Annotated in this window: 19 protein-coding genes and 1 tRNA gene; 7 read left to right on the forward strand and 13 right to left on the reverse strand. The window is 59.8% G+C overall.

Going from position 1 to position 21,360, the window contains the following annotated elements:
• Positions 1–2: 2 nt before the first annotated feature.
• Positions 3–794, reverse strand: a complete 792-nt coding sequence (locus P5540_08475) for an FtsQ-type POTRA domain-containing protein (GenBank protein HRT64852.1) — start codon at positions 792–794, stop codon at positions 3–5.
• A complete protein-coding gene (murC, locus tag P5540_08480) occupies positions 791–2,224 on the reverse strand; it encodes a UDP-N-acetylmuramate--L-alanine ligase (protein ID HRT64853.1) in 1,434 nt (477 codons plus the stop codon). Before murC ends, P5540_08475 begins: the two co-directional genes overlap by 4 nt.
• A 207-nt stretch (positions 2,225–2,431) precedes the next feature.
• Here murC and P5540_08485 point away from each other — a divergent pair, with 207 nt between their 5' ends.
• Positions 2,432–3,718 (forward strand): 4Fe-4S dicluster domain-containing protein, encoded by a 1,287-nt coding sequence (locus tag P5540_08485; GenBank protein ID HRT64854.1) that lies wholly within the window; start codon positions 2,432–2,434, stop codon positions 3,716–3,718.
• Here P5540_08485 and P5540_08490 read toward each other — a convergent pair.
• Complete coding sequence (locus P5540_08490) at positions 3,705–4,913, reverse strand: hybrid sensor histidine kinase/response regulator (protein ID HRT64855.1); 1,209 nt, start codon at positions 4,911–4,913, stop codon at positions 3,705–3,707. The genes P5540_08485 and P5540_08490 overlap by 14 nt on opposite strands.
• A 619-nt stretch (positions 4,914–5,532) precedes the next feature.
• Between P5540_08490 and P5540_08495 the strand changes: the two genes are divergently transcribed.
• Positions 5,533–5,949, forward strand: a complete 417-nt coding sequence (locus P5540_08495; protein ID HRT64856.1) for a sigma factor-like helix-turn-helix DNA-binding protein — start codon at positions 5,533–5,535, stop codon at positions 5,947–5,949.
• An 8-nt stretch (positions 5,950–5,957) separates the two neighbouring features.
• On the opposite strand, the gene P5540_08500 is transcribed toward P5540_08495, so the two are convergent.
• From P5540_08500 to P5540_08520, 5 genes are all read right to left on the reverse strand, one after another.
• Positions 5,958–6,878 (reverse strand): SDR family oxidoreductase, encoded by a 921-nt coding sequence (locus tag P5540_08500; GenBank protein HRT64857.1) that lies wholly within the window; start codon positions 6,876–6,878, stop codon positions 5,958–5,960.
• A gap of 37 nt (positions 6,879–6,915) precedes the next feature.
• Positions 6,916–7,734 (reverse strand): glycerophosphodiester phosphodiesterase family protein, encoded by an 819-nt coding sequence (locus P5540_08505; GenBank protein ID HRT64858.1) that lies wholly within the window; start codon positions 7,732–7,734, stop codon positions 6,916–6,918.
• 53 nt (positions 7,735–7,787) lie between these two features.
• Complete coding sequence (locus P5540_08510; GenBank protein ID HRT64859.1) at positions 7,788–8,357, reverse strand: XRE family transcriptional regulator; 570 nt, start codon at positions 8,355–8,357, stop codon at positions 7,788–7,790.
• A 97-nt stretch (positions 8,358–8,454) separates the two neighbouring features.
• Entirely contained in the window at positions 8,455–8,826 is a 372-nt protein-coding gene (locus tag P5540_08515) for a nucleotidyltransferase domain-containing protein (GenBank protein ID HRT64860.1), read from the reverse strand.
• Positions 8,823–9,248, reverse strand: coding sequence for a nucleotidyltransferase substrate binding protein (locus tag P5540_08520; protein HRT64861.1), 426 nt, complete (start codon positions 9,246–9,248; stop codon positions 8,823–8,825). Before P5540_08520 ends, P5540_08515 begins: the two co-directional genes overlap by 4 nt.
• A gap of 291 nt (positions 9,249–9,539) precedes the next feature.
• Between P5540_08520 and P5540_08525 the strand changes: the two genes are divergently transcribed.
• Together P5540_08525 and P5540_08530 are read left to right on the forward strand one after the other, a co-directional pair.
• On the forward strand, positions 9,540–10,796 hold the full coding sequence (locus P5540_08525) for a tetratricopeptide repeat protein (protein ID HRT64862.1): 1,257 nt from the start codon (positions 9,540–9,542) through the stop codon (positions 10,794–10,796).
• Positions 10,793–12,157 (forward strand): sugar transferase, encoded by a 1,365-nt coding sequence (locus P5540_08530; GenBank protein ID HRT64863.1) that lies wholly within the window; start codon positions 10,793–10,795, stop codon positions 12,155–12,157. Before P5540_08525 ends, P5540_08530 begins: the two co-directional genes overlap by 4 nt.
• Before the next feature lie 57 nt (positions 12,158–12,214).
• Here the strand turns inward: P5540_08530 and P5540_08535 are convergent, their stop codons facing one another.
• The 5 genes from P5540_08535 to P5540_08555 all read right to left on the reverse strand — a co-directional run bounded on the left by P5540_08535 (position 12,215) and on the right by P5540_08555 (position 17,954).
• On the reverse strand, positions 12,215–14,422 hold the full coding sequence (locus P5540_08535; GenBank protein HRT64864.1) for a DUF3488 and transglutaminase-like domain-containing protein: 2,208 nt from the start codon (positions 14,420–14,422) through the stop codon (positions 12,215–12,217).
• Positions 14,415–15,464: a DUF58 domain-containing protein gene (locus P5540_08540; GenBank protein HRT64865.1), complete on the reverse strand. Its 1,050-nt coding sequence runs from the start codon at positions 15,462–15,464 to the stop codon at positions 14,415–14,417. Before P5540_08540 ends, P5540_08535 begins: the two co-directional genes overlap by 8 nt.
• Positions 15,465–15,473: 9 nt before the next feature.
• On the reverse strand, positions 15,474–16,430 hold the full coding sequence (locus tag P5540_08545) for a MoxR family ATPase (GenBank protein HRT64866.1): 957 nt from the start codon (positions 16,428–16,430) through the stop codon (positions 15,474–15,476).
• Positions 16,421–17,386: a dienelactone hydrolase family protein gene (locus tag P5540_08550; GenBank protein ID HRT64867.1), complete on the reverse strand. Its 966-nt coding sequence runs from the start codon at positions 17,384–17,386 to the stop codon at positions 16,421–16,423. Before P5540_08550 ends, P5540_08545 begins: the two co-directional genes overlap by 10 nt.
• 491 nt (positions 17,387–17,877) lie before the next feature.
• Positions 17,878–17,954: transfer RNA gene (locus P5540_08555), tRNA-Arg, on the reverse strand.
• Between the two features lie 143 nt (positions 17,955–18,097).
• Here P5540_08555 and P5540_08560 point away from each other — a divergent pair.
• The 3 genes from P5540_08560 to P5540_08570 all read left to right on the forward strand — a co-directional run bounded on the left by P5540_08560 (position 18,098) and on the right by P5540_08570 (position 21,353).
• On the forward strand, positions 18,098–18,859 hold the full coding sequence (locus P5540_08560; GenBank protein HRT64868.1) for an SDR family oxidoreductase: 762 nt from the start codon (positions 18,098–18,100) through the stop codon (positions 18,857–18,859).
• Between the two features lie 40 nt (positions 18,860–18,899).
• Complete coding sequence (locus P5540_08565) at positions 18,900–20,108, forward strand: acetylxylan esterase (protein HRT64869.1); 1,209 nt, start codon at positions 18,900–18,902, stop codon at positions 20,106–20,108.
• An 810-nt stretch (positions 20,109–20,918) separates the two neighbouring features.
• The gene (locus tag P5540_08570) at positions 20,919–21,353 is read left to right on the forward strand and encodes a BLUF domain-containing protein (protein ID HRT64870.1); all 435 of its coding nucleotides are present in this window, start codon (positions 20,919–20,921) and stop codon (positions 21,351–21,353) included.
• Positions 21,354–21,360: the final 7 nt, after the last annotated feature.

Genomic DNA, 21,360 nt, shown 5'->3' on the forward strand with positions numbered 1-21,360 from the left:
CTTTATTTGCATGCCACATCGTTTCCAAACCGCAGATCGAGATAACTCTTGCACCGCACCGGCTTCGTTTGCGACCGCCAGAATATATCGAGCTTGCGGGCCTGTTTCTCGAAATTGTCGCGTCCCCACCGGATCTCGAATTCAAGTTCGTTGCAATACATGCAAAGCCGGTTTTCCTGGGCGGCGGATATTTCTGAAACGGTCACTTCGCGCGACATGGCCGTCTGGCTGAAGGCGCGCCAGACCGCCAACGCGCAGGCCACCGGATTATTGTCGAGTTTCTTGCCCGGTTCGACATATCCCAAGCCGTCCGCATTCGTGATAAAGGGGCCCGGATGCGGCTTGTCCGGCTCGATTTCGCGCAGCACGTTGCATTCGTCGTCCACCTCGAACAGGCGGTTGTTCACCATCAGGGTCGCCAGCGCCGTGCGTTCCTCGATGGCGATCGCCACGCACCCCGGAAAATGCCGCGTCACCTTGCACTCGCGCACATACGGCTGTTTCATGATCCGCGCGCGGATGGCCGCCGAATTGAGAAAAAGCGTGCAATCCGCGTTCGTGATACCGGACAACTGAATGATGGTTTCGTCCGCCAGTTTGTTGGCGCCCTCGACCCGGATGGTCCGCACGCGGAATTCCGGCGCTGTTCGCAAGTAATAGACGCCGCCGCCGATGAATGCCCCGATGAGCGCCAGGCACGCCAGCGTTTCGATCAGGCGGAACGGCCAGCGCGCCGTCAGCGGCTTCGGGTTTTCCTTGGGCAGTCGTTTGCGCCTGGGGGGCGATGGCTTCATGTGCGCGCCAATTCCTGCAACAACGGTTCGGCGATGCGGTTGATGTTTCCGGCTCCCAGCACGAGCACGATGTCGCCCGGTTCGAGATCCGGGGCGATTTGGGCCGGCACGGCATACATGTCGCGAATCAACGAGACATGCGCCGCGCCCTGTTCGCGGGCCGCCTCGACCACGATGCTGGAATCAACGCCCGGCATCGGTTCCTCGCGGGACGGATAGATGTCGGTCACGATGGCGCGATCCACCGAAGCCAGCACGCGGGCAAAATCGTCCCGGAAGAATTTCGTCCGGCTGTAAAGATGCGGCTGAAACACCGCGACGATCCGTTTCGGTTCGGCCCATCGCACCGCTTCCAGCGTGCTCGCGATCTCCGTCGGATGATGCGCGTAATCCTCGACAACCAGCACCCCGCGCGCTTCGCCCCGGACTTGCAGCCGCCGCTGGACGCCGTCGAACAATTTCAAACCGTCGGCAATCATGCCGAAACGCATGCCGAGGCACAGGCCCACCGTGCAGGCGCCCAGCGCATTGCGGACATTGTGGGTCCCGATTGCGTTGACTTCCAGCGTGCCCATGCGGCCGGTCAGCCCCAAGCGCTCGTCATGCACCTCCACGTCGAACCGGGTGCGCAGATGCGACAGTTGCGCCGCCTTGGGGCGGGACGGATCCGGCACGGCCAGCTGAATATTCGAGCCGCGAACCGCCGCGCCGTCCTCGATACCATACGGAATGCATACGCTTTCGATTTCCGGTATCACGGCGCGGATGTTCGGCTCGTCCCAGCACACGATCGAATAGCCGTAGAAGGGAATCCGGTTGCAAAAGTCCACAAAAGCCCGCTGGATGCCATCCAACGTGCCGTAATATTCGAGATGTTCCGCGTCAATGCTCGTGACCACCGAAATCGTCGGATGCAGCCGGAGAAACGAGCCGTCGTGTTCATCGGCCTCCGCGACGAGATAATCGCCCGTTCCCCAGCGGGCATTCGTTCCGCTGCGGTGCAGGATGCCGCCCACGATACTCGTCGCGCCGATGTTTGCGCGGTCCAGAAACGCGCTGATCATGGAGGTCGTCGTCGTCTTCCCGTGCGTGCCCCCGACCGCCACCGCGTTCGGCTTGAGGCGCATCAAATCCGCGAGCATGTCGCTGCGATGAATCACCAGCGTGCCGCGCTCGCGAGCCGCCGTCACTTCGGCATTGTCGGATTTCACCGCCGCCGACACCACGACGATGCCCGCATCGCCGATATTCGATGCCGCATGGCCTTCATAAAACCGCAACCCGTACGCGGCCAGACGGTCCGTTATTTCCGTCGCTTTCAGATCCGATCCCGAAACATCGTAACCGAGGTTCAGCAGGATTTCGGCAAGACCGCTCATGCCGATACCGCCAACCCCGACGAAATGGACCCGGCGTTTCAATCCATTCACCCGCGGCACTCCCCATATATTGTATTGTTGCGGAGTATACCACAGCGCATACCACAAGATAAAGGGGCAATTTGGCGCCCCGCATTATCCCTATCGCACAGGCCCGCCCCGTTTGTGCGACCCATTGCGCATAGGGCAGCCGCTGTGATACCGTAAACGCATTGGGATCGTTCCGCGCATGTTCCGAAAACAAACGGGAGAGGCTGCATGGCTCATGCCACGGCAAAAACGGGATATCAACAACTCGTCGCGCGCCTGAACAAGGCGCCGCAGGGAGCGCCGCCGTCGGATCTCTTGTACAAAATCCTCGGCATGCTCTTTTCCGAAGAGGAGGCGGCGAAGGTTGCGCTGCTTCCCATCAAGCCCTTCGGCGTCAAGCAGGCCGCCACGGTGTGGCAGATGTCCCTTGCGGACGCGCAGGCTTTGCTTGACCGCCTTGCGGATCGCGCGTTGCTGCTCGATTTTCCGGGACGCGACGGCGCCATGCACTACATTCTTCCGCCGCCGATGGCGGGATTCTTCGAGTTTTCGATGATGCGCGTGCGTGACGACATAGACCAGCATGTCCTCGCGGAACTGTTCCACCAGTACCTCCACGTCGAGGAGGATTTCGTCAAGGCGCTCTTCGCGACCGGCGAGACGCAGTTCGGCCGCGTGCTTGTGCAGGAGGCGGTGTTGTCGAGTGAAAACGCCCTGCATGTCATGGACTACGAGCGGGCGACGGAAGTCATCGCCACGTCGCCGCAAGTGGGCGTCAGCCTGTGCTATTGCCGGCACAAGAAACAGCATATCGGCCAGGCGTGCGATGCGCCGATGGATATCTGCATGACCTTCAATGCCGCGGCCGGTTCGCTTATCCGGCACGGCTACGCCCGCGCCATCGAAAAGGCCGAGGCCGTGGATCTGCTCAATCAGGCCACCGAACGGGGATTGGTCCAATTCGCCGAAAACAACCAAAGGCGCGTGAGTTTCATCTGCCATTGCTGCGGATGCTGTTGCGAGGCCATGCTGGCCGCGCGCAAGTTCGGCGTGATGCGGCCCATCCACACGACGAACTTCATTCCCGTTGTCGTCCTGGACGCCTGCACGGGCTGTGGCCGCTGCGTGTCCGCATGCCCGGTCGAGGCGATGGCGCTGGTTTCGGCAAACGATTCCGCAGCGCCGAATCGCCGGGTCGCGAAACTCGATGATCGCATGTGCCTTGGTTGCGGGGTGTGCGTGCGCGCCTGCGGCAAGAATGCCCTGAAACTCGAATCGCGCTCCGAACGCGTGATCACGCCGGTGGATTCCGTCCATCGCGCCGTACTCATGGCCGTCGAGCGCGGAACACTTCCGGAATTGATTTTCGACAATCAGGCGTCGGCCAGCCATCGGGCCATGGCGGCCATCCTCGGCGCCATCGTGAAACTGCCGCCGATCAAGCGCGCCATGGCAAGCAGGCAAATGAAATCACGTTACGTGAATCTATTACTGTCCCGCGTCAAAGCGTCCTGACATTGTTGTCCCGCATGGCTTCTACCGCTTCCTCGAGCGTTACCGTCGGAAACCGCAGCACGAACGTGGCGCCCCGGCCGGGACGCTCCAGCAACGCGACCGATCCGCCGTGCTGTTTCATGGCGTTCCGGACCACGGCCAGTCCAAGGCCGGTGCCCTGTTCGCCCTTGGTCGTGAAGAAGGCATCGAAAATGCACTCGCGATGTTCTTCCGGAATGCCCGGCCCCGTGTCTTCGACCGCCAAGCATGCCTCGCCGTCTTCCATCCATGTGCGCAGGAACAGTTCGCGCGGTTCCTCCCACTCCTTCATGGCCTGGCACGCGTTCGCAATCAGGTTGAGCACGGCCTGCCGCACAAGCACCAAATCGCCCAGACACGAACCCAAATCCGGCGCGAGTTCCTTGTGCGCCGTGACACCGCAGGTCCGCATGGACGGATGCCCCACTTCCAGGCAGGTATTGACGACGCTGTTGAGACTGAACATCGTCTTGCCGCGGCTTTCCTGCCGCAGCACGTTCATCGCCGAACGGACCATTTCGCTGCAGTGCCTGACCTGGGCCTGCATCGTCTTGAGGCGATCCGTGGCGTCGGTGCGTTCGGGGTTGTCCAGCATCATCTCGATGGTCGCGCCAATGACCGACAGCGGCGAACCCATGTCGTGCATCACGCCCGACACCAGCCTGCCGAACGTCTCGAAACGGTTCGCCTCGATGGCCAGGCGTTCCATCACGCGGCGTTCGCGTTCCTGCCGCGTCTTGTCCAGCCCCGCATGCACATAGGTCAGCATGGCGTTGTTGTCGAAAGGCTTTTCCAGATAGACGAACGCGCCGAATTCCACCGCCTTCATCGCCGTGTCCAGATGCGCGTAGCCGGTCAGGATAATGACCTGAATCTCCGGATGTTGCTCCTTGATGATCCGAAGGAGATCCACGCCGGACTGGCGCGGCATCCGGATGTCCGTAATGACCAAATCAATGGATTCCCGCTCCAAAATCACCAGCGCCGAGGCAACATCGGACGCCAGAAAAACTTCGTATTCCTCCTTGAGCAGCATGCGCAACGCCTGCCGGGGGCCATTTTCGTCGTCCACCACCAAAATGCGCCCCCTTTTTTCTTTTCTTTCCTTTTCGATCACCTGCCAGCCGGGCAGATTCGCTTGGACCACCTCCAATGGCGTCGCCACTTCCGCGTACATCCTTCCATTCTCCTTCTCGCTTGATTGATTCGATTCCATGGTAATTTGGTAAGAGCATTTGGCGTGCCAATTGTTGACAAAAAGCACAAATCTATACGCCAAAGCATTTTGCGCATATTTTTGTCCAGAAATTACTGCGTTCATTTTTGTACAGCTTCTTGTTTTTCAATTATGAATTGCACAAAAATGTACAGGGACTTGAAGTATGCATAAAACGATACATAAGCAAAGCGATTGCTTCCTTTTGCAATTGTTTTCAGCGCTTCCGTATAATTTTTTACAGTAAAGGAGAGACATCGGATGACGTGGCGTTTTACATACGGCAAGGCGATGCGGCGAATGTTGCACCGACTGCATCCGCACGGTTCGTCCGGGGAGGTGTACTCGACCAGATAGGCTAATCCCATAGATCGGAGCCATCGAGGCGCCGCGAGCGAACCCCAAAACGATTCGTTCCGCGGCGCTTCTTTTTTTCGGCTTGGCACAACACGGCAACAAGGAGAATGAACGATGTTCCGAAATCGGCGATTGCGACACATCAACGGCATGGGGCTCGAATGGCCCGCCAGACGACAAACGGAAAAGAAACGACAGACAAAGACGGAAGGAGGCTGCGGTTATGACGGAATACCGGCCCGAATATTGGGAAATCTCGATCGATGTAGCGAATCTTGATCGTATCCCCGCGAATCGTGCGTTATGGTTTGAGACGGAAGAAGATCGTGAGCGGCGGTATGCCCTGCGGGAATTCTACCAGGAGGTGGCCCCGTCCGTGCGCGGACTGATCGAGTCCGAACTCACCGGACGCCAGCGCGAAGTGGTGCTTTTGTACTTCTATTATGGCAAGACACAGGAAGACATCGCCGTCCTCCTCGACCTGTCGCAGTCAACGGTCAGCCGGCACTTGTTCGGAACGGCGCGCGGCGGCAGGAAAGTCGGCGGCGCGTTGCCCAAACTGCGCAAGGCCATTGACCGGCGCCCCGATCCTGCCATTATGGAAGCGCTCAGCACGTTACAGGAGCGCTTGAGCGCATGATGCCGTGGTCAGAATACCGATTCGCTTTCCTGCGCCTGTTTCATGCGCAGCACGAGGTCAAGGCCGCCCATGAGGGATTGCATCGGCGTTTCGAGGAGTCGTTTCGCCTTGGCATTGTCCAGCGAGGCGTCGTTCGGACGCGGCGCGCGGCCCGGCATGGCGTTGGAGTCGGTCGCGATCACGAGTTCGCGCGGATAACCGAGATGCGCGGCGATTTCGCATGCCATCTCGTAACGGTTGATCCGCGTCGAACCGGCAAGGTGAATCGTCCCGGCGAAATCGTTTCCCGCCAGTTCCAGGAAGGCCCGGCCCACCGTGATAACGTCCACCGGTGTGCGTATTTCGTTTGCGGGAAATTGGACCGGTTCGCCCTTTTTTAGCGCAGTGATCATCTTGGCCAGGAACGAATTGCCTGCGCCCAGCACCGACAAACCCATCACCAGCGACAGCCGCGCCACGACCCCGTTCGGAACCGTCTCGCGCACGATCCGCTCCGCCTCGACCTTTGTCTCGGCATAGAAGTTGACCGCGTGCGGGGAATCCTCCTCGGTATACATGCCTTTTGTGCCGTCGAACACGGTGTCCGTCGAACACAGGATCATTTTCGCGCCTGACCCGGCGCAGAGCCGCGCCATGTCCCGCGTCGCATCCACATTCACCCGCACGGCATCCGCCTGATGGGTCTGGCAGTAATCAATGTCCGCCAACGCCGCCGTATGTACGACCGCCTCCGGGCGGACCTCCGCGAAAACCTTTTCCAGCTTTGCCCCGTCGCACAAGTCGAACGGGATGCAATGAAAACGTTCCCGCTCCTCCTGCTTCTCGAGGAGCGACAACGCGTACACGTTCCAATCCCCGCTTCGCGCCGCCTGCCACACCACGCTTCCCGCGACGAAGCCGCCATATCCCGTCACCATCAACTTCCGCATCGCTCGACTCCTCTGGTTTTCATTCGGCGGCGCTGTTTCAGCGTTCGCCGATCACGGCGGCCAGGCGTTCGGGATAATCCGTCAGCACGGAATCCACGCCCTGCGCAAGATAAAGGCGCATTTCATCGGGACCGTTGACGGTATGGACGAGCACGGGGATGCCTTTGGCCTGCATGGCGCGAATCTCGTCCGGTTCGATGTGGAACGCGTCAATCAGATCGTCCGCGATTGCCAACATATCCGCCTGCGGGCGATAGTCCGCCCAGCGCCCCGACCGCAATCGCACCAGCATGTTCACGCCTTCCAGGACATCGTAACAGGTCAGGATATTCGGGTTGAGCCTGCGTACCTGCGCGGCAAGGATTGGATTGAACGAGGCCAGAATGACGCGGTCGAATGCGTTGGCCGCCACGATATCCCGGACAATCGCCTCTGGCACGCCGGGATGATTCTTGATTTCGATCAGGAACCGCGATTGCGGCAGGGCGGCCAGCGCCTCCGCGAATGTCGGAATCGTAATGCCTTGGCCGCGATAGGGATAGGTCGCGCCCTTGTCGCGCGTGAAGCGATAGCCCGCATCGAGCGACTTGGCTTGATCCAGGGTCAAGTCCTCGATGCGCCCCGTGCCGTTCGTTGTGCGATCCACCGTCCGGTCGTGGAGCAGTACGGCGTGGCCGTCTTTCGTGCATTGTGCGTCGCCTTCGAGAAGGATGCCGGGCCATGTGTCCGCGGCGTTCCGGAAGGCGGTCAGGGTGTTTTCCGGCCAGAGGTTCACGCCGCCGCGATGCGCGGCCAGCAGAATGGGCCGGGCAAAGAACGCCTTGTGCGCGGCGGATTCCTCCGCTTGCGCGGACATGGCTGCCGCTACGATGACGACCGCAAGTATCGCATGACGCCGGTTCATTTTGATCAGGCGTAGACGACCGCGAGGATTCGCGCGTCAGTATCGCCGATGGCTTGAACCTGGTGCGGCGTCGAGGAATCGTAATAGATGCTGTCACCGGGCGCCAATTCGTAGCGCTGGCCGCCATGAATGACCTCGATGCGCCCCGAAAGGACGTACAGGAATTCCTCGCCATCGTGAAACGACAGCGTGCATTCTTCGGGCACGGTCGGATGCACCTCCACGACGAAGGGCTCCATGTGGCGGTCCCGTTTGTTTTTCGCGAGCGGATGAAAATCCAGCGTGCTCAGGCAATACGGTCCCAGCCCCGACATTTCCATGGACGTTTCCGAACGCCCTCCCCGAACGACCACCGGCGCCGCCGTCGGCGCGTCGTCTATGAGCGCGCTCAACGGCACGCCGAGTCCCCGCGCGATCTTGATAATCGGCGCCAGCGACGCGACATGTTCGTCCGCTTCGAGTTCCTCGAGCAGTTTCCGGTTGAGTTGGCTTTTTTCCGCGAGTTGTTCGACGCTCAGATGGCGGGCCTCGCGCAAGGTGCGAATGGTGTGGCCCAAGCTCGTTTTATCCTGCATGACATCGTCTCCTCGATTTCGCGCGGCTACATCATGCCACGATGTGCGCCGGTGTTCAATGCGGCGGCCGGCCGAAGGGAACGGCAACGGGCGGGCCTCACGATTCTTTCGTGGCGGCGTTCCCGTTTTCAGGGGGAAGTGGTTCCTGCGGGGCTGGCTCCGCCGCTTTCTGATAAAAAAGTTTTCCCACTCGCCGAATGTGATCGACCACTTCGGGGTCGCCGATGTACCGCAGGATGGAAAGGTCGAAGGAATACGGCAGGAGCAGATCGTCCATGTCGTCCATGATACGGTACAGCACCTTCAGATTCAGATCGTCCCCGCCAACGAGCGCCAGGTCAATGTCGGAACCGGTCTTGCAGGGTCCTTTGGCGCGAGAACCGTAAAGAATGGCCCGCTCCACCTGCGGATAGCGGGCAAACACGGACTGAATTTGCCCAATGACCGTTTCCTTCAAACCGAACTTCATGCCGATTTTTCTCCGGTCAAAGGCTTCAATCTTTCGAGAAGCCGCCCGAACTCCATGCAGTAATGCTCCCGAATCGCCCGGACTATCATTCGGGCGACATCGCGGTTGTAGGTATGCGAACTGAGATTCCTGCTCTTGATCATGTCCATCCAGATTTCACCATTTTCGATGAGACCTCTTTTGAACGCCTCCCGCGTGGTGTCCTTCGACCCATAGAGATCGCGTAGCCCCTGATCTTCGAGAAAATCCTTCATGACGTTCCATGCCAGTTCGTGGGTGTACTCGAAGGCTTGAATCATGCCCTGTTCTTCCAGATCGCTCAACGCGCGCTGTCCGGCGAGTTCCACGGCATTGTGCAATTGCCCGTATGCTTGCCCGAGGTGATTGTAACGCTGTATCCATCGGATATCCTGGCTGTTCATGGCCCGTCTCCGTGCAATTCCCTGTCCAATCTCCCGATCCGGCAATCCTTGCGATGGGCGCCGGTTCGACGCATACGTGCCATCTTACAGATTCCCGCGCATCCCGGCAACGGGCGGGCCAAGGCGGATTACCGGTTTTTTGGGGGGGCGGGTCTTCGATGGCGATACCGATGACGATGGCGAAAAGGACCGACGGGCGGTTGGAAATATTTTCGAAATGCTCGTGCCTGCGCGATTTTGACAGGAACGGTCTCCAAGGGGGATGATAGAATACCCGTCGAGGCGGAATGGATGACAGCAGACAACCTTCGGAAAAAAGGGCGGCTGACCGCGCCGCGCGTGGCGTGGGCCGCGCTCATGATCAGTTTCGTGCTGTGCGTGGCGGCGGCCGCGGCGTATCGCGATCGTCTGGCGAATATTGCGCGTGAGCATTCCGTTGAAACGATCCTGCGCAACGCACAGGCCGCCGAGGAACGCGGCGATGCGTCCAGCGCGGAAGCGTTGTTTCGGAGAGCGGCGGAACGGCGCGGAGCCGACCCGGCGGTTCTGACGGAGCTGGCGCGCTTCTACGACGCGCACGGGATGGATGAGCAGGCGGATGCCGCGTACGCGCGCGCGGTGGCGGTGTCGGGACGCAATGCGCCGGCGCTCGCGCGGTATGCCTTTTTCCTGGAACGCAAGAACCGCCGCAGCGAACTGCTGGCCATGTGCCGGAATTACCTCGACCGTTTTCCCGATGATGCGCGGGCCAACCTCCATTACGGACTTGCCCTGTTTCGGCAAGGCGACCATGAAGGCTGCCTTGCGCCGCTTCGCAAGGCCGCGTCGAGTTCCGCGCAGGCCATCGAGGCCCTTTCGGCGCTGGGCGACGCCTATCAGAAACTAGACAGACTGGAAGAAGCCATTGCGGTGCGCGAACAGGTGTTGAATCTGTCGGACGCTCCCGAGGCAAAGCAAGTTCTGTACGACATGGGCGTGGCCTATCGTTCAATGGAGCGGACGGCCAAGGCCATCGAGATTTTCGAACGTCATCTGCAAATGTTTCCCCGATCCCTGTGGACTCTGCAGGCGCTGCACGATCTCTACGCCGCCGGCGGCTATTCGGGCGAGGCGGCGCGCATGCGCATGCTGCGCGAAAAACTAACCCCGCCGATGCCCATCGATCGCTCGCTGGATTTGGGCGCGCGCGTGCTGGGTCTTGATCTTCCGCCGGAGACCGCCGAATCGGGCGCGACCATCTTGGCCGGCCTTTACATTCTCTTCACGGGGAATCCGCGGGGCCGGGCGCTGCCGGAATTGTCTTTTCGCGCATTGCCTTTCGCCGGGGGCGCGGAAGTGTCGCTCGCGTCGTCGCCCCGGCAACTGGGACCGGGTCCTTGTTTTCGCGGCGATGTCCTGATTGAGTCATTTGCGCTGACAATTCCGCCCGATACGGCGCCGGGGCGGTACACGATAAGCGTCGCCGCGGTGTCCGGCACGGGCCCGATACCGCTTTGGCCGATCGAAATCCGATCGGTGAACGGCGGCGGAGGCCAGGGTGGATCATGAGAATAATCGCCGCCATATTGGCCGACGCCGTCCTCGTCGTGTACACCTACGTGGGCTGCACGGTTGCGCGTGTGGCCTTCGGCGCGTCGCCGGAGATGCTTGACACGCTTGCGCGCTGCCTCTTGCCGTTCGTGGCCATTCACATCGCGAGCCTAGCCGCGTTCGAGTCCTACGACTTCGGGAAAACGCGCAGCGAATCGGACTTGGCGTTTTCGGCGGCGCTGGGCGTGCTTTTAGCCAATTTCGCCTCGTTTGCGTTGGCGACTTTCGCGATTCTCTATTATGCGCCGGAAACGCAGGTCATCGGACGTTCGGTTTTTGCGGCGGCGCTTGCAATCGAATTGGTAATCCTGCCCGGTTGGCGTGTCTGGTACACGGCGGACCGCCGAAAGCGAGGGGATCTGCAATGTCGCGTGATTGCGGTTGGAAACCCCGATAGGATTGCCGACATCGCGCGGGAATTGCAGGAATATTCGCGTGTCGGCCATCGGGTTGCCGGGTGCGTTTCGTCGAAAAACGAAACGCCGCCGCCGGATTTTCTGGGATGCATCGGCGAGATTGACGCGATCGTCGAACGCTACAACGTGGACGAAATCCTGATTGTCGGCGAGGTGTTCGCCCAAAATCCCGAATATTTGCCGGGCATCGTGGACCTCTGCGAACGCCGGAACATTGTCGTGCATATTGTCCCCACATTCTATCATTCAATGATCAGCCGCCTCGACCTCTACGAAATTGGAGGTCTTCCGCTCATCCAACTCAAGCCGCGCCCGTTGTCGGGGCCGTATGCGTTCATCAAGCGGGGCATGGACATTACATGCGCGATCGCGGGGCTTGCGATGGCCTCGCCGATTCTTCTGGCCGCCGCCGTTGCCATTCGCCTCGAAACGCCGGGTCCTGTGTTCTATCGCCAGATCCGCGCCGGAAAGAACGGGCGTGAATTCGAGATTCTCAAACTGCGCACGATGCGCGTGGACGCCGAAAAGGAGACGGGGCCGGTCTGGGCGACCAAGGATGATCCGCGTGTCACGCGCGTGGGCGCGTTCCTACGCGCAAAACGCATTGACGAAATCCCGCAGATGTGGAATATCCTCAAAGGCGACATGAGTCTTGTGGGTCCACGTCCCGAACGGCCCCATTTCATCTCAAAATTTTCCCAAGAACTTCCTTTTTTTCCCCTGCGGTTGCGTGTGCGGCCGGGCGTGACGGCGCTGTCGCACGTGTGGGGACGCTACGACAGCACGCCCGCCGACCGGCTTCGGTACGATCTCGCCTATATCGCCAACCTTTCGTTCCGTCTTGATGTGCGGATTCTCATTGGCACCGTGAAGATTGTTTTGACCGGCCGCGGCGCCCAGTAATTGAGCGTCCGGCCGTCATGCCTCCTTGTGCTGCGCGACGTCTCCGGGCCTGAAAAATCAAGTCGGGCGTTCCCGGAATTGGATGGAGCGCAGGAGGCGTTTCAGGGCGGCGTAGCGTTCGCGGGTCAGCGGGCGCCCTCCGAACCGGACCTGGTTATAGGTTTCAATTAGTTCGCGTACGGCCGCCGCGTCGTTCACGATCGGCACGGTTTCGATGTGTTGCTGGATTTCGTTGGCGGTAAGGCCTGCGACAGATACGCCCATGCGCCGGAGCCGTCGGCGGAGGCGTTCGTAAAGCGTAACGGCCCGGTGCTGATCGGCGGACAGCGCCCCGGCATACAATGATTGCGCCCGGGCGCGGGATCGTTTCCGCCACGCGACAAGGGCGGCGCACAGCACAAGGGCCGAGATCGGCAGCAACCACGGCCCCCGCGGGTTGATGGCTTGGCCGAGGTCCGCCGCGCCAAACAATTCGGAACCCAAGCCGACCAGTTGCAATCCCGCGTTTCGGAACAGGGTCAGTTGCAGGGCGCGATCGAAACCGATTACGTCGCGGTACCAGAAAATCTTTGCGCGTAACACTTGGCGGGACACCGCCTGCGCGAGCCAGTTGCGCGTTACCAGGCTTTCGACCCCGCGCGGCGACGGATCGAAGGTAATCCAGCCATAACCCGGAAAGAAGACTTCGACCCACAAATGCGCCATGTCGGCGCGGACGGTGTACGCGGCATCCGAATCGTTCCATTCGCCGCCTCGGTATCCCGCGACGACGCGCGTGGGCACGCCCAGCGATCGGAGCATGAGGGCCAGGGCGCTGGCGTAGAGTTCGCAATGCCCGCGCCGGGTCTGATTGATGAAGGCGTCTATGGGGTGGTCCGGCGGCAGGGGAGGCAGCGTAAGGGTATACAGATAGTTGCTTCCGCTCAGATAGGCATTGATCGCGGCGGCCTTGTCATGGACATTTTGCTGATCGCGCGTGATTTCCTGTGCCAGCCGCCGGGTTTCCGGCAGGAGATCCTGGTAGGTCAGCCGTTCATAATCGTGCGGCGAAAGCAGTTCCCTAAAGTTGTCGGGCGCGCTGCGCAGTTGTTCGGGTGAAAACCGGCGCACATCGGACCATGCCTCATACTGAATCCATCGCTGGGGACCGCGCCGCAGGATGATAACCGAGTAGTCGCCGCGATCGCTCCAACCCAGCCGGATGGCGCGGCGGTTCACAGATACGGACACGCGTTCCGGCATTGTGAGGCAGGGCAGGCCGTCTTCCGGCGCATCGTCCATGTAGATGGACTGGCGGACAATCCGCGCGTTGTTCCACGAGGCGCGCTCGACGAGGCCGCTCCGTCCGGTGTTCGACGCGACAATGTCGGAAACGGACACGGAATACATCGGCTCGGTTCTGATGGAGGAAACGCCCTTGGACTGCCATTGCCCGTTCTGATAGTCATCGAGCGCCGTGGCGCGCCAATACATTTCGCCGGGATAGCGTCCGCCGGGTTCGTCCGGGAATTCGACGTGCATGACGGGCGTCTGGCTTTGCTGGATTGTGCCGCCCTTGGACAAGTCCACCGTGCGCGACGGGCCGGTTTGGAACAACACCGGGTCGCTGCGTCCAAGCAGGCCGGCCTCCATGCGCGGCGTGAGGTAAAAAATCCCCACCATGAACACGAGGCATGCGACGGCGATGGCCGCAAATACCGCCGTGACGCCTCGCGCATGCCGCGGCGCATCGAGCACGGGCATGCCGTTGTCGAACGCGCCGAGCGGCAGGACTTCGCCCGGGCCGATGCCCTCGTTCCGGGCGAGTTCCGAACAGGCGTGCAGCGCCATGAGCGCGGCGATGGCGCTGATCACGAACAGCGCGATGACAGGCGCGATTTCGGGGTCGGGACTTTGTACGAAGGCGGCCAGCAGCAGGAAAAAGGCCATCAGATGCAGGTGATGGTAACTCGATATGCGCTTGCGGTGCAGGAGGGTGTACGCCTGGATATACATCACCAACAATGTGACACTCGTCAGCAGATCCAGCACGGCCAGCGAGGCCAGCGCCGCTCCAAGGCTCAACAACGACACGACGGCGGTGATGCGGCGATACCAAGGGGAACGGGCGTCAAGGTATTCACCGATCGGCGCGAGGGCATAAAAGAACAGGGGCGCAAACGCCAGCGCGGCGGTATACCGCTGCGTGGTGACAAGGGCCAGATAGCCGCTCATGACGAGCAGGAACGAGGAGACTTGGAGGGATCGCCGGAGGTTGTCAGGCACGGGGCACCTCCCGCAAGGCGATGACGCGGCTGCCGCCAAAGGGCAGACGGCGTCCCCATTGGCGAGGGTCCGCCGCGATGAAGGCATACGAGGCGCGCCCGTATTCCTCGCCGTAATTGAACCAGCCGAAACCGCCGTGGGCGGGATCGTCCGAGGGGGTGACGCGCGCCAGCATGTCGAGCACGCGCCGGATTTGGCTTTTGCCTTCCGAACCGGGCAGGCGGCGTCCGGGCGAAACAACAGACACGATGTATTGCCGGTTCAGGAGAGCCACCGCGAGCGACGCGACCATTTCGACGGCTTCCTCGAACAGGTCGTCGAAATCCGGGGTGTCGGGCGGGCGGTGCGTGTCCAAGGCAAAGACGACGTAACGCGAGGTCTCGCGCGCCATTTCGCGAACCAGCAGCGAGCCTCTTTTTGCGCTGGCGCGCCAAGCGATATGCCGGACATCGTCTCCTGGAACATAGTCGCGAAGGCTGAAGAATTCGTCGCCCTCGCCGCGGACAATTCGGGGCGCCGCACGCGGGCCGGGCAGGCGCTCGATCCATGCCGTCCGTACGGATTTTACACGGGGATAAACGACCACCTCGACTTCGTCGCGTATCGGCCGGCTGCGTTCGAAGAAGCCGAAGGGGAATCCACTGCGCAAGTTCATGGCAGGCAGGCGGTGTACGCCCCGGTTCGGAAACGTCCATGAAGTGCGCAACACGATACTGGATCGCGCGGGCACATACAGGGCTATCGCGGCGGTTGCCGGGGAAGGACCGGCGCGTTCGATGCGAACGGCTCCGGCGGGTGTCCGTTTGGCATTGTTGATGCGCAGCGTGACGCCGAACGGTTCACCGCGATGGGCGGCGTCCGGCGCGCTGCGGATTACGGAAAGACCGCGCAGGTTCCACACCGGGATTATCAGGGATACCACGATGAAACTACCGATGCCGCCCACGACCAAATACAGAAGATTGGCCCCTGTGTTCCACGCCGCCAGCAGGCCGAGCATGAAACTGATGAGGAAAGCCCATCCGGAGGCGCGAATTCGCATGAAACCTCGTTAGATTGGAACGGGAATGCGCTGAACCACGTCGGCCAAGGTGCGCGCGCGTTCGCGGGCGGCCGCGACCATGTCGCCGCCGCGCGACTTGACCAGCAGGCGATGGGCCAGTATGGGAACCGCCATCTGCTTGACGTCGTCCGGCGTGACGTAGTCCCGTCCCTCGATGAGCGCACGCGCCTGGCATGCCTCGTACAGGCCGAGCGACGCACGCGGACTGACCCCCAATTGGATATGTTCGTCGGCGCGGGTGCCCTGGACGATCGCGAGCATGTAGCGCGCGACGTCATCGTCAACCGCCACTTCGCCGGCCTGCTCCTGCAACCGGACCACGTCGGATGCGCCCAGAACGGGTTCGAGGTCTTCGATCGCCTGATGCGGATCGCGCCGGCGCATGATCCGCAGTTCGTCGTCTTCCGGCGGATAGCCGATTTCGACGCGCAGCAGGAAACGGTCCACCTGCGATTCGGGCAGGGGGTATGCGCCCTCGAATTCGACGGGATTCTGTGTCGCCAGCACGATGAACGGCTGCGGCACCGGGCGCGATACGCCGTCCACCGACACCTGGTTTTCGCTCATGGCTTCGAGTAGGGCGCTCTGCGTTTTCGGCGGCGTCCGGTTGATCTCGTCGGCCAAGACCACATTGGCAAAAATCGGACCCTGGCGAAACTCAAACTCGGACGTCTTCGGATTCAGGACCGAAACGCCGATGATGTCCGAGGGAAGCATGTCGCTTGTGAACTGGATGCGCGTGAATGTGCAATCAATCGAACGGGCGAGCGCTTGGGCCAGGGTTGTCTTGCCGATGCCCGGTATGTCCTCTATCAAGATATGTCCACGTGCAAGGAGGCCCGTAAGACAAAGCCGGATCACGTCCGGCTTGCCGAATATCACCTTTTCGATATTGTTGGCAAGCCGCGCGATGATTTCGGTGGTGTCGCGCTCAATTACAGCCATCGTTCGAACCAATCGTCCGCCGCCTCGTAAACCTCCGGCGGCATGGGTTGTATTCCGTCGTGGACCAGCAATTCGAGCGCCTCGGAAGCGCCGAGCAGACGATACACATTCGACGCGAGTTCGACGGCCTTTTCGCAACTCTTCGGACTGCCGAATTCGGGATCGTTTTCCGCCGCGACGACGAGCGTCGGGCTTGGCGCGCACAAGGCCAAGATGTGTTCCCAGTCGAAGGGGAACTTTTTGGTTTTGATGGCTTCGCGCAACTGCGGGAAATAGACAAGGCCGCCCTCACGCATCCAGCGCCCCGGATCCTTGTCGGTTGCAAACCGCGTAAACCCGCCGCTTGCCACACACGTCTGCACCCGTTCATCAAAGGCCGCGAGGAACAGCGCGTTCTGCGCGCCGAGTCCGTGGCCGATGACCCCCAGCCGCGCGCTGTCCACCCGCTTGACTTCACACAGCACATCGAGCGCGTATAGATGATCCGAAAGCATGCGGCCCATGGCCGACGCTTTCGGGTTGTCCTTGTAAAACGCCTTCGTGTCGTACGCGGCAAGGCCTGGAGAGATGCGGTCGCCTGCCGTGATGCAGTCCGGCGCGATTGTCACATAGCCCAATTCGGCGTACCGCTGCGCCATGAACATCGCCGAATCGCCTTCGAGGCCGGCCGGTTCGTCCTTACCTTGGGTCACCGCCCGATGGCAGCACAAGATACCCGGCATCTCGTCCTTGCGATCCGGAACAAAAAGCCACGCCGACACCCGCTCCCACTCGTCCACAAAATAATTCACCCGCCGGCGGACATATCCGGAAAACTGCATTTCATCCACCGTCTTGGTCTGGATTTCCACGCGTTCCTTCGGAAGCGGACCGAGCAACGACAATACCGCCGCTTCGATCTCGCCGCGAAGGGCCCGCCATTGAGCCAGACTGCCGACTTTCGCGAGATTCACCATTGCGCCTGCATCTCCCAGTTCATTGTATAGTCCGGCCGCGGAGGCCTGGTCCCGCGCCGGATGAGAACAACTACGCGCACGCTGCGCGCACGAATGCGGCAGCCATGCTACCATCCCCATTCGCGCGATACAAACGCCGCACGGCCGTTCGCATCTCGTCCGCAATGGTAGAGATCACGCCACACAAGTTTCAACAAGCATTTTGAAAACACCGGGGAAAACAAGAAACGTTCCCGGCATTGCGAGAAGGCCGAAAAGCCGGCGCGGAAATCCTGAAACACTGGGCGGCTTTTTATTGCCGATTCGGGACCTTGACCGTGGTTCGTTCATGAATGGCCCTTGGCCGTTTACGACACCGCAATGGTGAAATTCGTGGCGCGGCCGTTGCCATTGCAGCCTCAATCTGGGAATGCAAATCGAAGGCGAAAGCACCCGGCGCAAGCACAAAATGCCCCGGCAAGCCGAACACAGAAGATACCTGGAAAGGGAAATGGCGTACCCGGAGGGACTCGAACCCCCAACCCCTTGGTCCGTAGCCAAGTACTCTATCCAATTGAGCTACGGGTACGCGCTTGGGTGTTTGAAGTGTATCATGGAAACGTGAAGCGAGTCAAAAAATCCGCGCATCCGGCAATCCCGGCAATGGTTGAAATTACCCTTTCCAAACGGTAATTTGAGCGTGTGCTATGGAAAGAGAAAGGATTCAAGGTGATTTCAATCAATCTTGCGGACAAGGTAGCCGTCGTCACGGGCGCGACGGGCCAGTTGGGCCGCGAAATGGTCCGGGCGTTGGCCGATGCGGGCGCGGATGTGGCCGTCTGTCATCATCGCAATGAAACCAAGGCCCGCGAACTTGTCGGGGAAATTGAAAGACGCGGTGTACGCGGAATCGCCATCCAGGCCGACGTGACGGATCTCGATTCGATCCTGGCCATGCGTGACAAGGTCGCCGCAACGCTGGGGTCTGCGGACATCATCGTCAATAATGCGGTGATTCAATATGAATGGGTGTCGGTGCTCGACCAGCAACCGGAGGATTACGAGAGCCAGTTTCGGTCGTGTGTGCTGCACAACGTGTTCATGGCGAAAGCGTTTGTGCCCGCCATGATTGAACGCCATTGGGGTCGTGTCATCGGCATCAGCACCGAATGCGCTATGCAATGCGGGGAAAACCAGTCGGCCTATAGCGCGGGCAAGCGCGGCATGGACGGCGTGTTGCGCGTGCTTGCCCGGGAAGTCGGCGCGCATGGAATCACGGTTAACCAAGTCGCGCCGGGATGGACGATCAGCGAGAACCGCCCGGAGGGTTGCGACGCCAATGAAGAGAATTATCGAAAGCGCATTCCACTACGACGCCGTGGCACGGCCCGCGAAATCGCCCATGTCGTCGTATTCCTCGCGTCCGATCTCGCCGGTTTCATTTCCGGCGCGTATATCCCGGTATGCGGCGGAAATGTGATGCCGTGTATTTGAGGAGTAAGGAATTAGCAGTTGGAAGTTGGAAGGAGTTGGGATGAGGCGATATTTGGGGTTTGTGTTGTGGTTGCTGTTGGTTGCGGTTCCGGTTTGGGCCGATATGCCGTGGCGGCTCGACGAGTTGTCGCAAGCGCCTCGGACCTATCCAGCGGAGGGATTCGAAGCCGTCGGCATGCGCGCGATCTTCTTCGAGGGCATGCCGTATCACGGCAAGCCCTCGCGCGTCTTCGCATGGTACGGCGCGCCGGACGCAAGGGACGGCGAAAAGGTTCCGGCGATGGTTCTGATTCACGGCGGCGGCGGCACGGCGTTTCATGAATGGGTGCGACTTTGGAACACGCGCGGATACGCCGCCATCGCGATGGACACGTGCGGCTGCGTGCCCAGGGGCGAATATGGAAAATGGGAGCGGCATGAGTTCGGAGGACCGCCCGGCTGGGGCGGCTTTGACCAAACGGGCGATCCGATTGAAGATCAATGGACCTATCATGCCGTGGCCGATGCCGTTCTGGCGCATTCTCTCATACGTTCTTTTCCGGAAATCAATCCCGATTGCACCGGCGTGACAGGGATCAGTTGGGGTGGTTACTTGACGTGTATCGTTGCGGGTGTTGATTCCCGGTTCAGGCTGGCCGTTCCCGTGTATGGCTGCGGATTCCTTGACAAGAACTCGACGTGGCTCGATACCTTTGCGAAACTGGGCGAGGAAAAAACGAAGCGTTGGATTTCGTTGTGGGATCCATCGGTCTATCTGCCCAATGTCCGCATGCCGATGCTGTGGGTGACCGGCACGAACGACTTCGCATATCCGATGGATTCGCTCCAACAATCATACCGTCTGCCGCGCGGACCCCGGCAACTCTGCATCCGGATCCGCATGCCGCACGGCCACGGCGGCGCGGGTGAAAATCCCGAAGAGATCCGCATCTTCGCGGACAGTATCCTGAAAAAAGGCATTTCGTTGCCGCGGATTGTCCAACAAGGCCGCGACGGGAACCGCGCATGGGTCGAATATCAATCCGAAACGCCCGTCGTAAAGGCCGAACTCGCCTACACGAAAGCAACGGGTATCTGGAAGGATCGCCCCTGGGAAAGCATCCCCGCGGACCTTGATGCGACCGCGCACAAAGCGTCCGCCATGCTTCCTGAAGCAACGACAGTTTACTACATCAATATTTATGATGAACGCGGCACGGCCGCCAGCAGCGAACATGAAACGTTGGCCGCCCAGGCCAATCGTTTTTAATCGTTGGGGAAGCCATTTGTGGGCAGTTTATATTTGGAAGCATCTCTGTCCAAATGGCGGCTTGCAGAAAGCCATTTTGAGTAAATAGACAACGTTTTTTCCGGGAAAGCGTTCTTGGGACACCTTTTCTTCGCGATGAAGAAGAAGTGTTCCCGATCAATCGTATTTAGGGCCGCTCTGACATGCGGATTTGAGTTTGGAATCGCCTGGCCCGAATATCCGTGCCCTGTTTTCCATCTGCGTATATCTGCGTCATCTGTGGATCATGTGATTTTCCGCAGATGACGCCGATAGTCGCAGATATCGAACCGATGAACGGGATACAGAGGTAAAACGTGACTCCTTGCGGTATTGTGGTTTTTTGCAATTCCTTTGGACAGCAATGATTTGGAAGGGAAAGGTCTTGAAAAAGGGAGGCGTTTTTAAACGGGATCAGCCGGCCCCGGTTGCCGTAATTCCTCTTTTTTTTCGTGTCTTTGGAATACTTGGGGGGTATCTTGTGTTCTTGAGAGTACCGCGTTCTTGAGACAAAAGGATGAGAATTTCCACGAAAATTGGCTTTTACGGGCAGTTTCATGTTGGAGCAGGTATCGTGTTCTTGTGGTGAAATTGAAAATGGCCGCTCTGTAGCGCCGATTTCCAAATCGGCATATCGTGTTTCAGCAAGCCGATTTGGAAATCGGCGTTACCTTCCGAGGTCTTCACGACTCCGGAAACCCGGTACTGTCAAGTTGTGTTTACAAACTTGAAAATAACGAAACGGAACGATAGAAAACACCAAGAGATTGTTGAACGGGGAAACGAAAGCAGATGAAATCGTTGGTGCGATTGATTTATGTGAGCCGGATGACCGAAGAATGCGACATGGACGCCCTGGAAAAAATATTGAAGGTGTCCAGAAAGAAAAACAAGGAGAAGGACATTACAGGCATGTTGTGCTATGATCCCAAATTTTTCATGCAATGTCTTGAGGGTCCGAAAGAAGCGGTGAATGATCTGTATGGCGAAATTGCCCGCGATCGCCGTCATACCCATGTCACATTGTTGGAATATGAAGTGATTACAGAACGGATGTTCGGGAAGTGGTCCATGGCCTTCATACGGGCCGGAGATGTGGGCGCGTCCCTGTATAAACATTTCGGGGGATCTCGGCGATTCAACCCGTTTTCATTGACGCCGGAAAAGGCAAGGGATTTTTTTGCCGCGATCGCGCCCTATTCAGTAGCATCGCCTGATACCCAATAGGATCCTC

This window comes from Candidatus Hydrogenedentota bacterium, assembly GCA_035450225.1.
Lineage (GTDB): Bacteria > Hydrogenedentota > Hydrogenedentia > Hydrogenedentales > SLHB01 > DSVR01.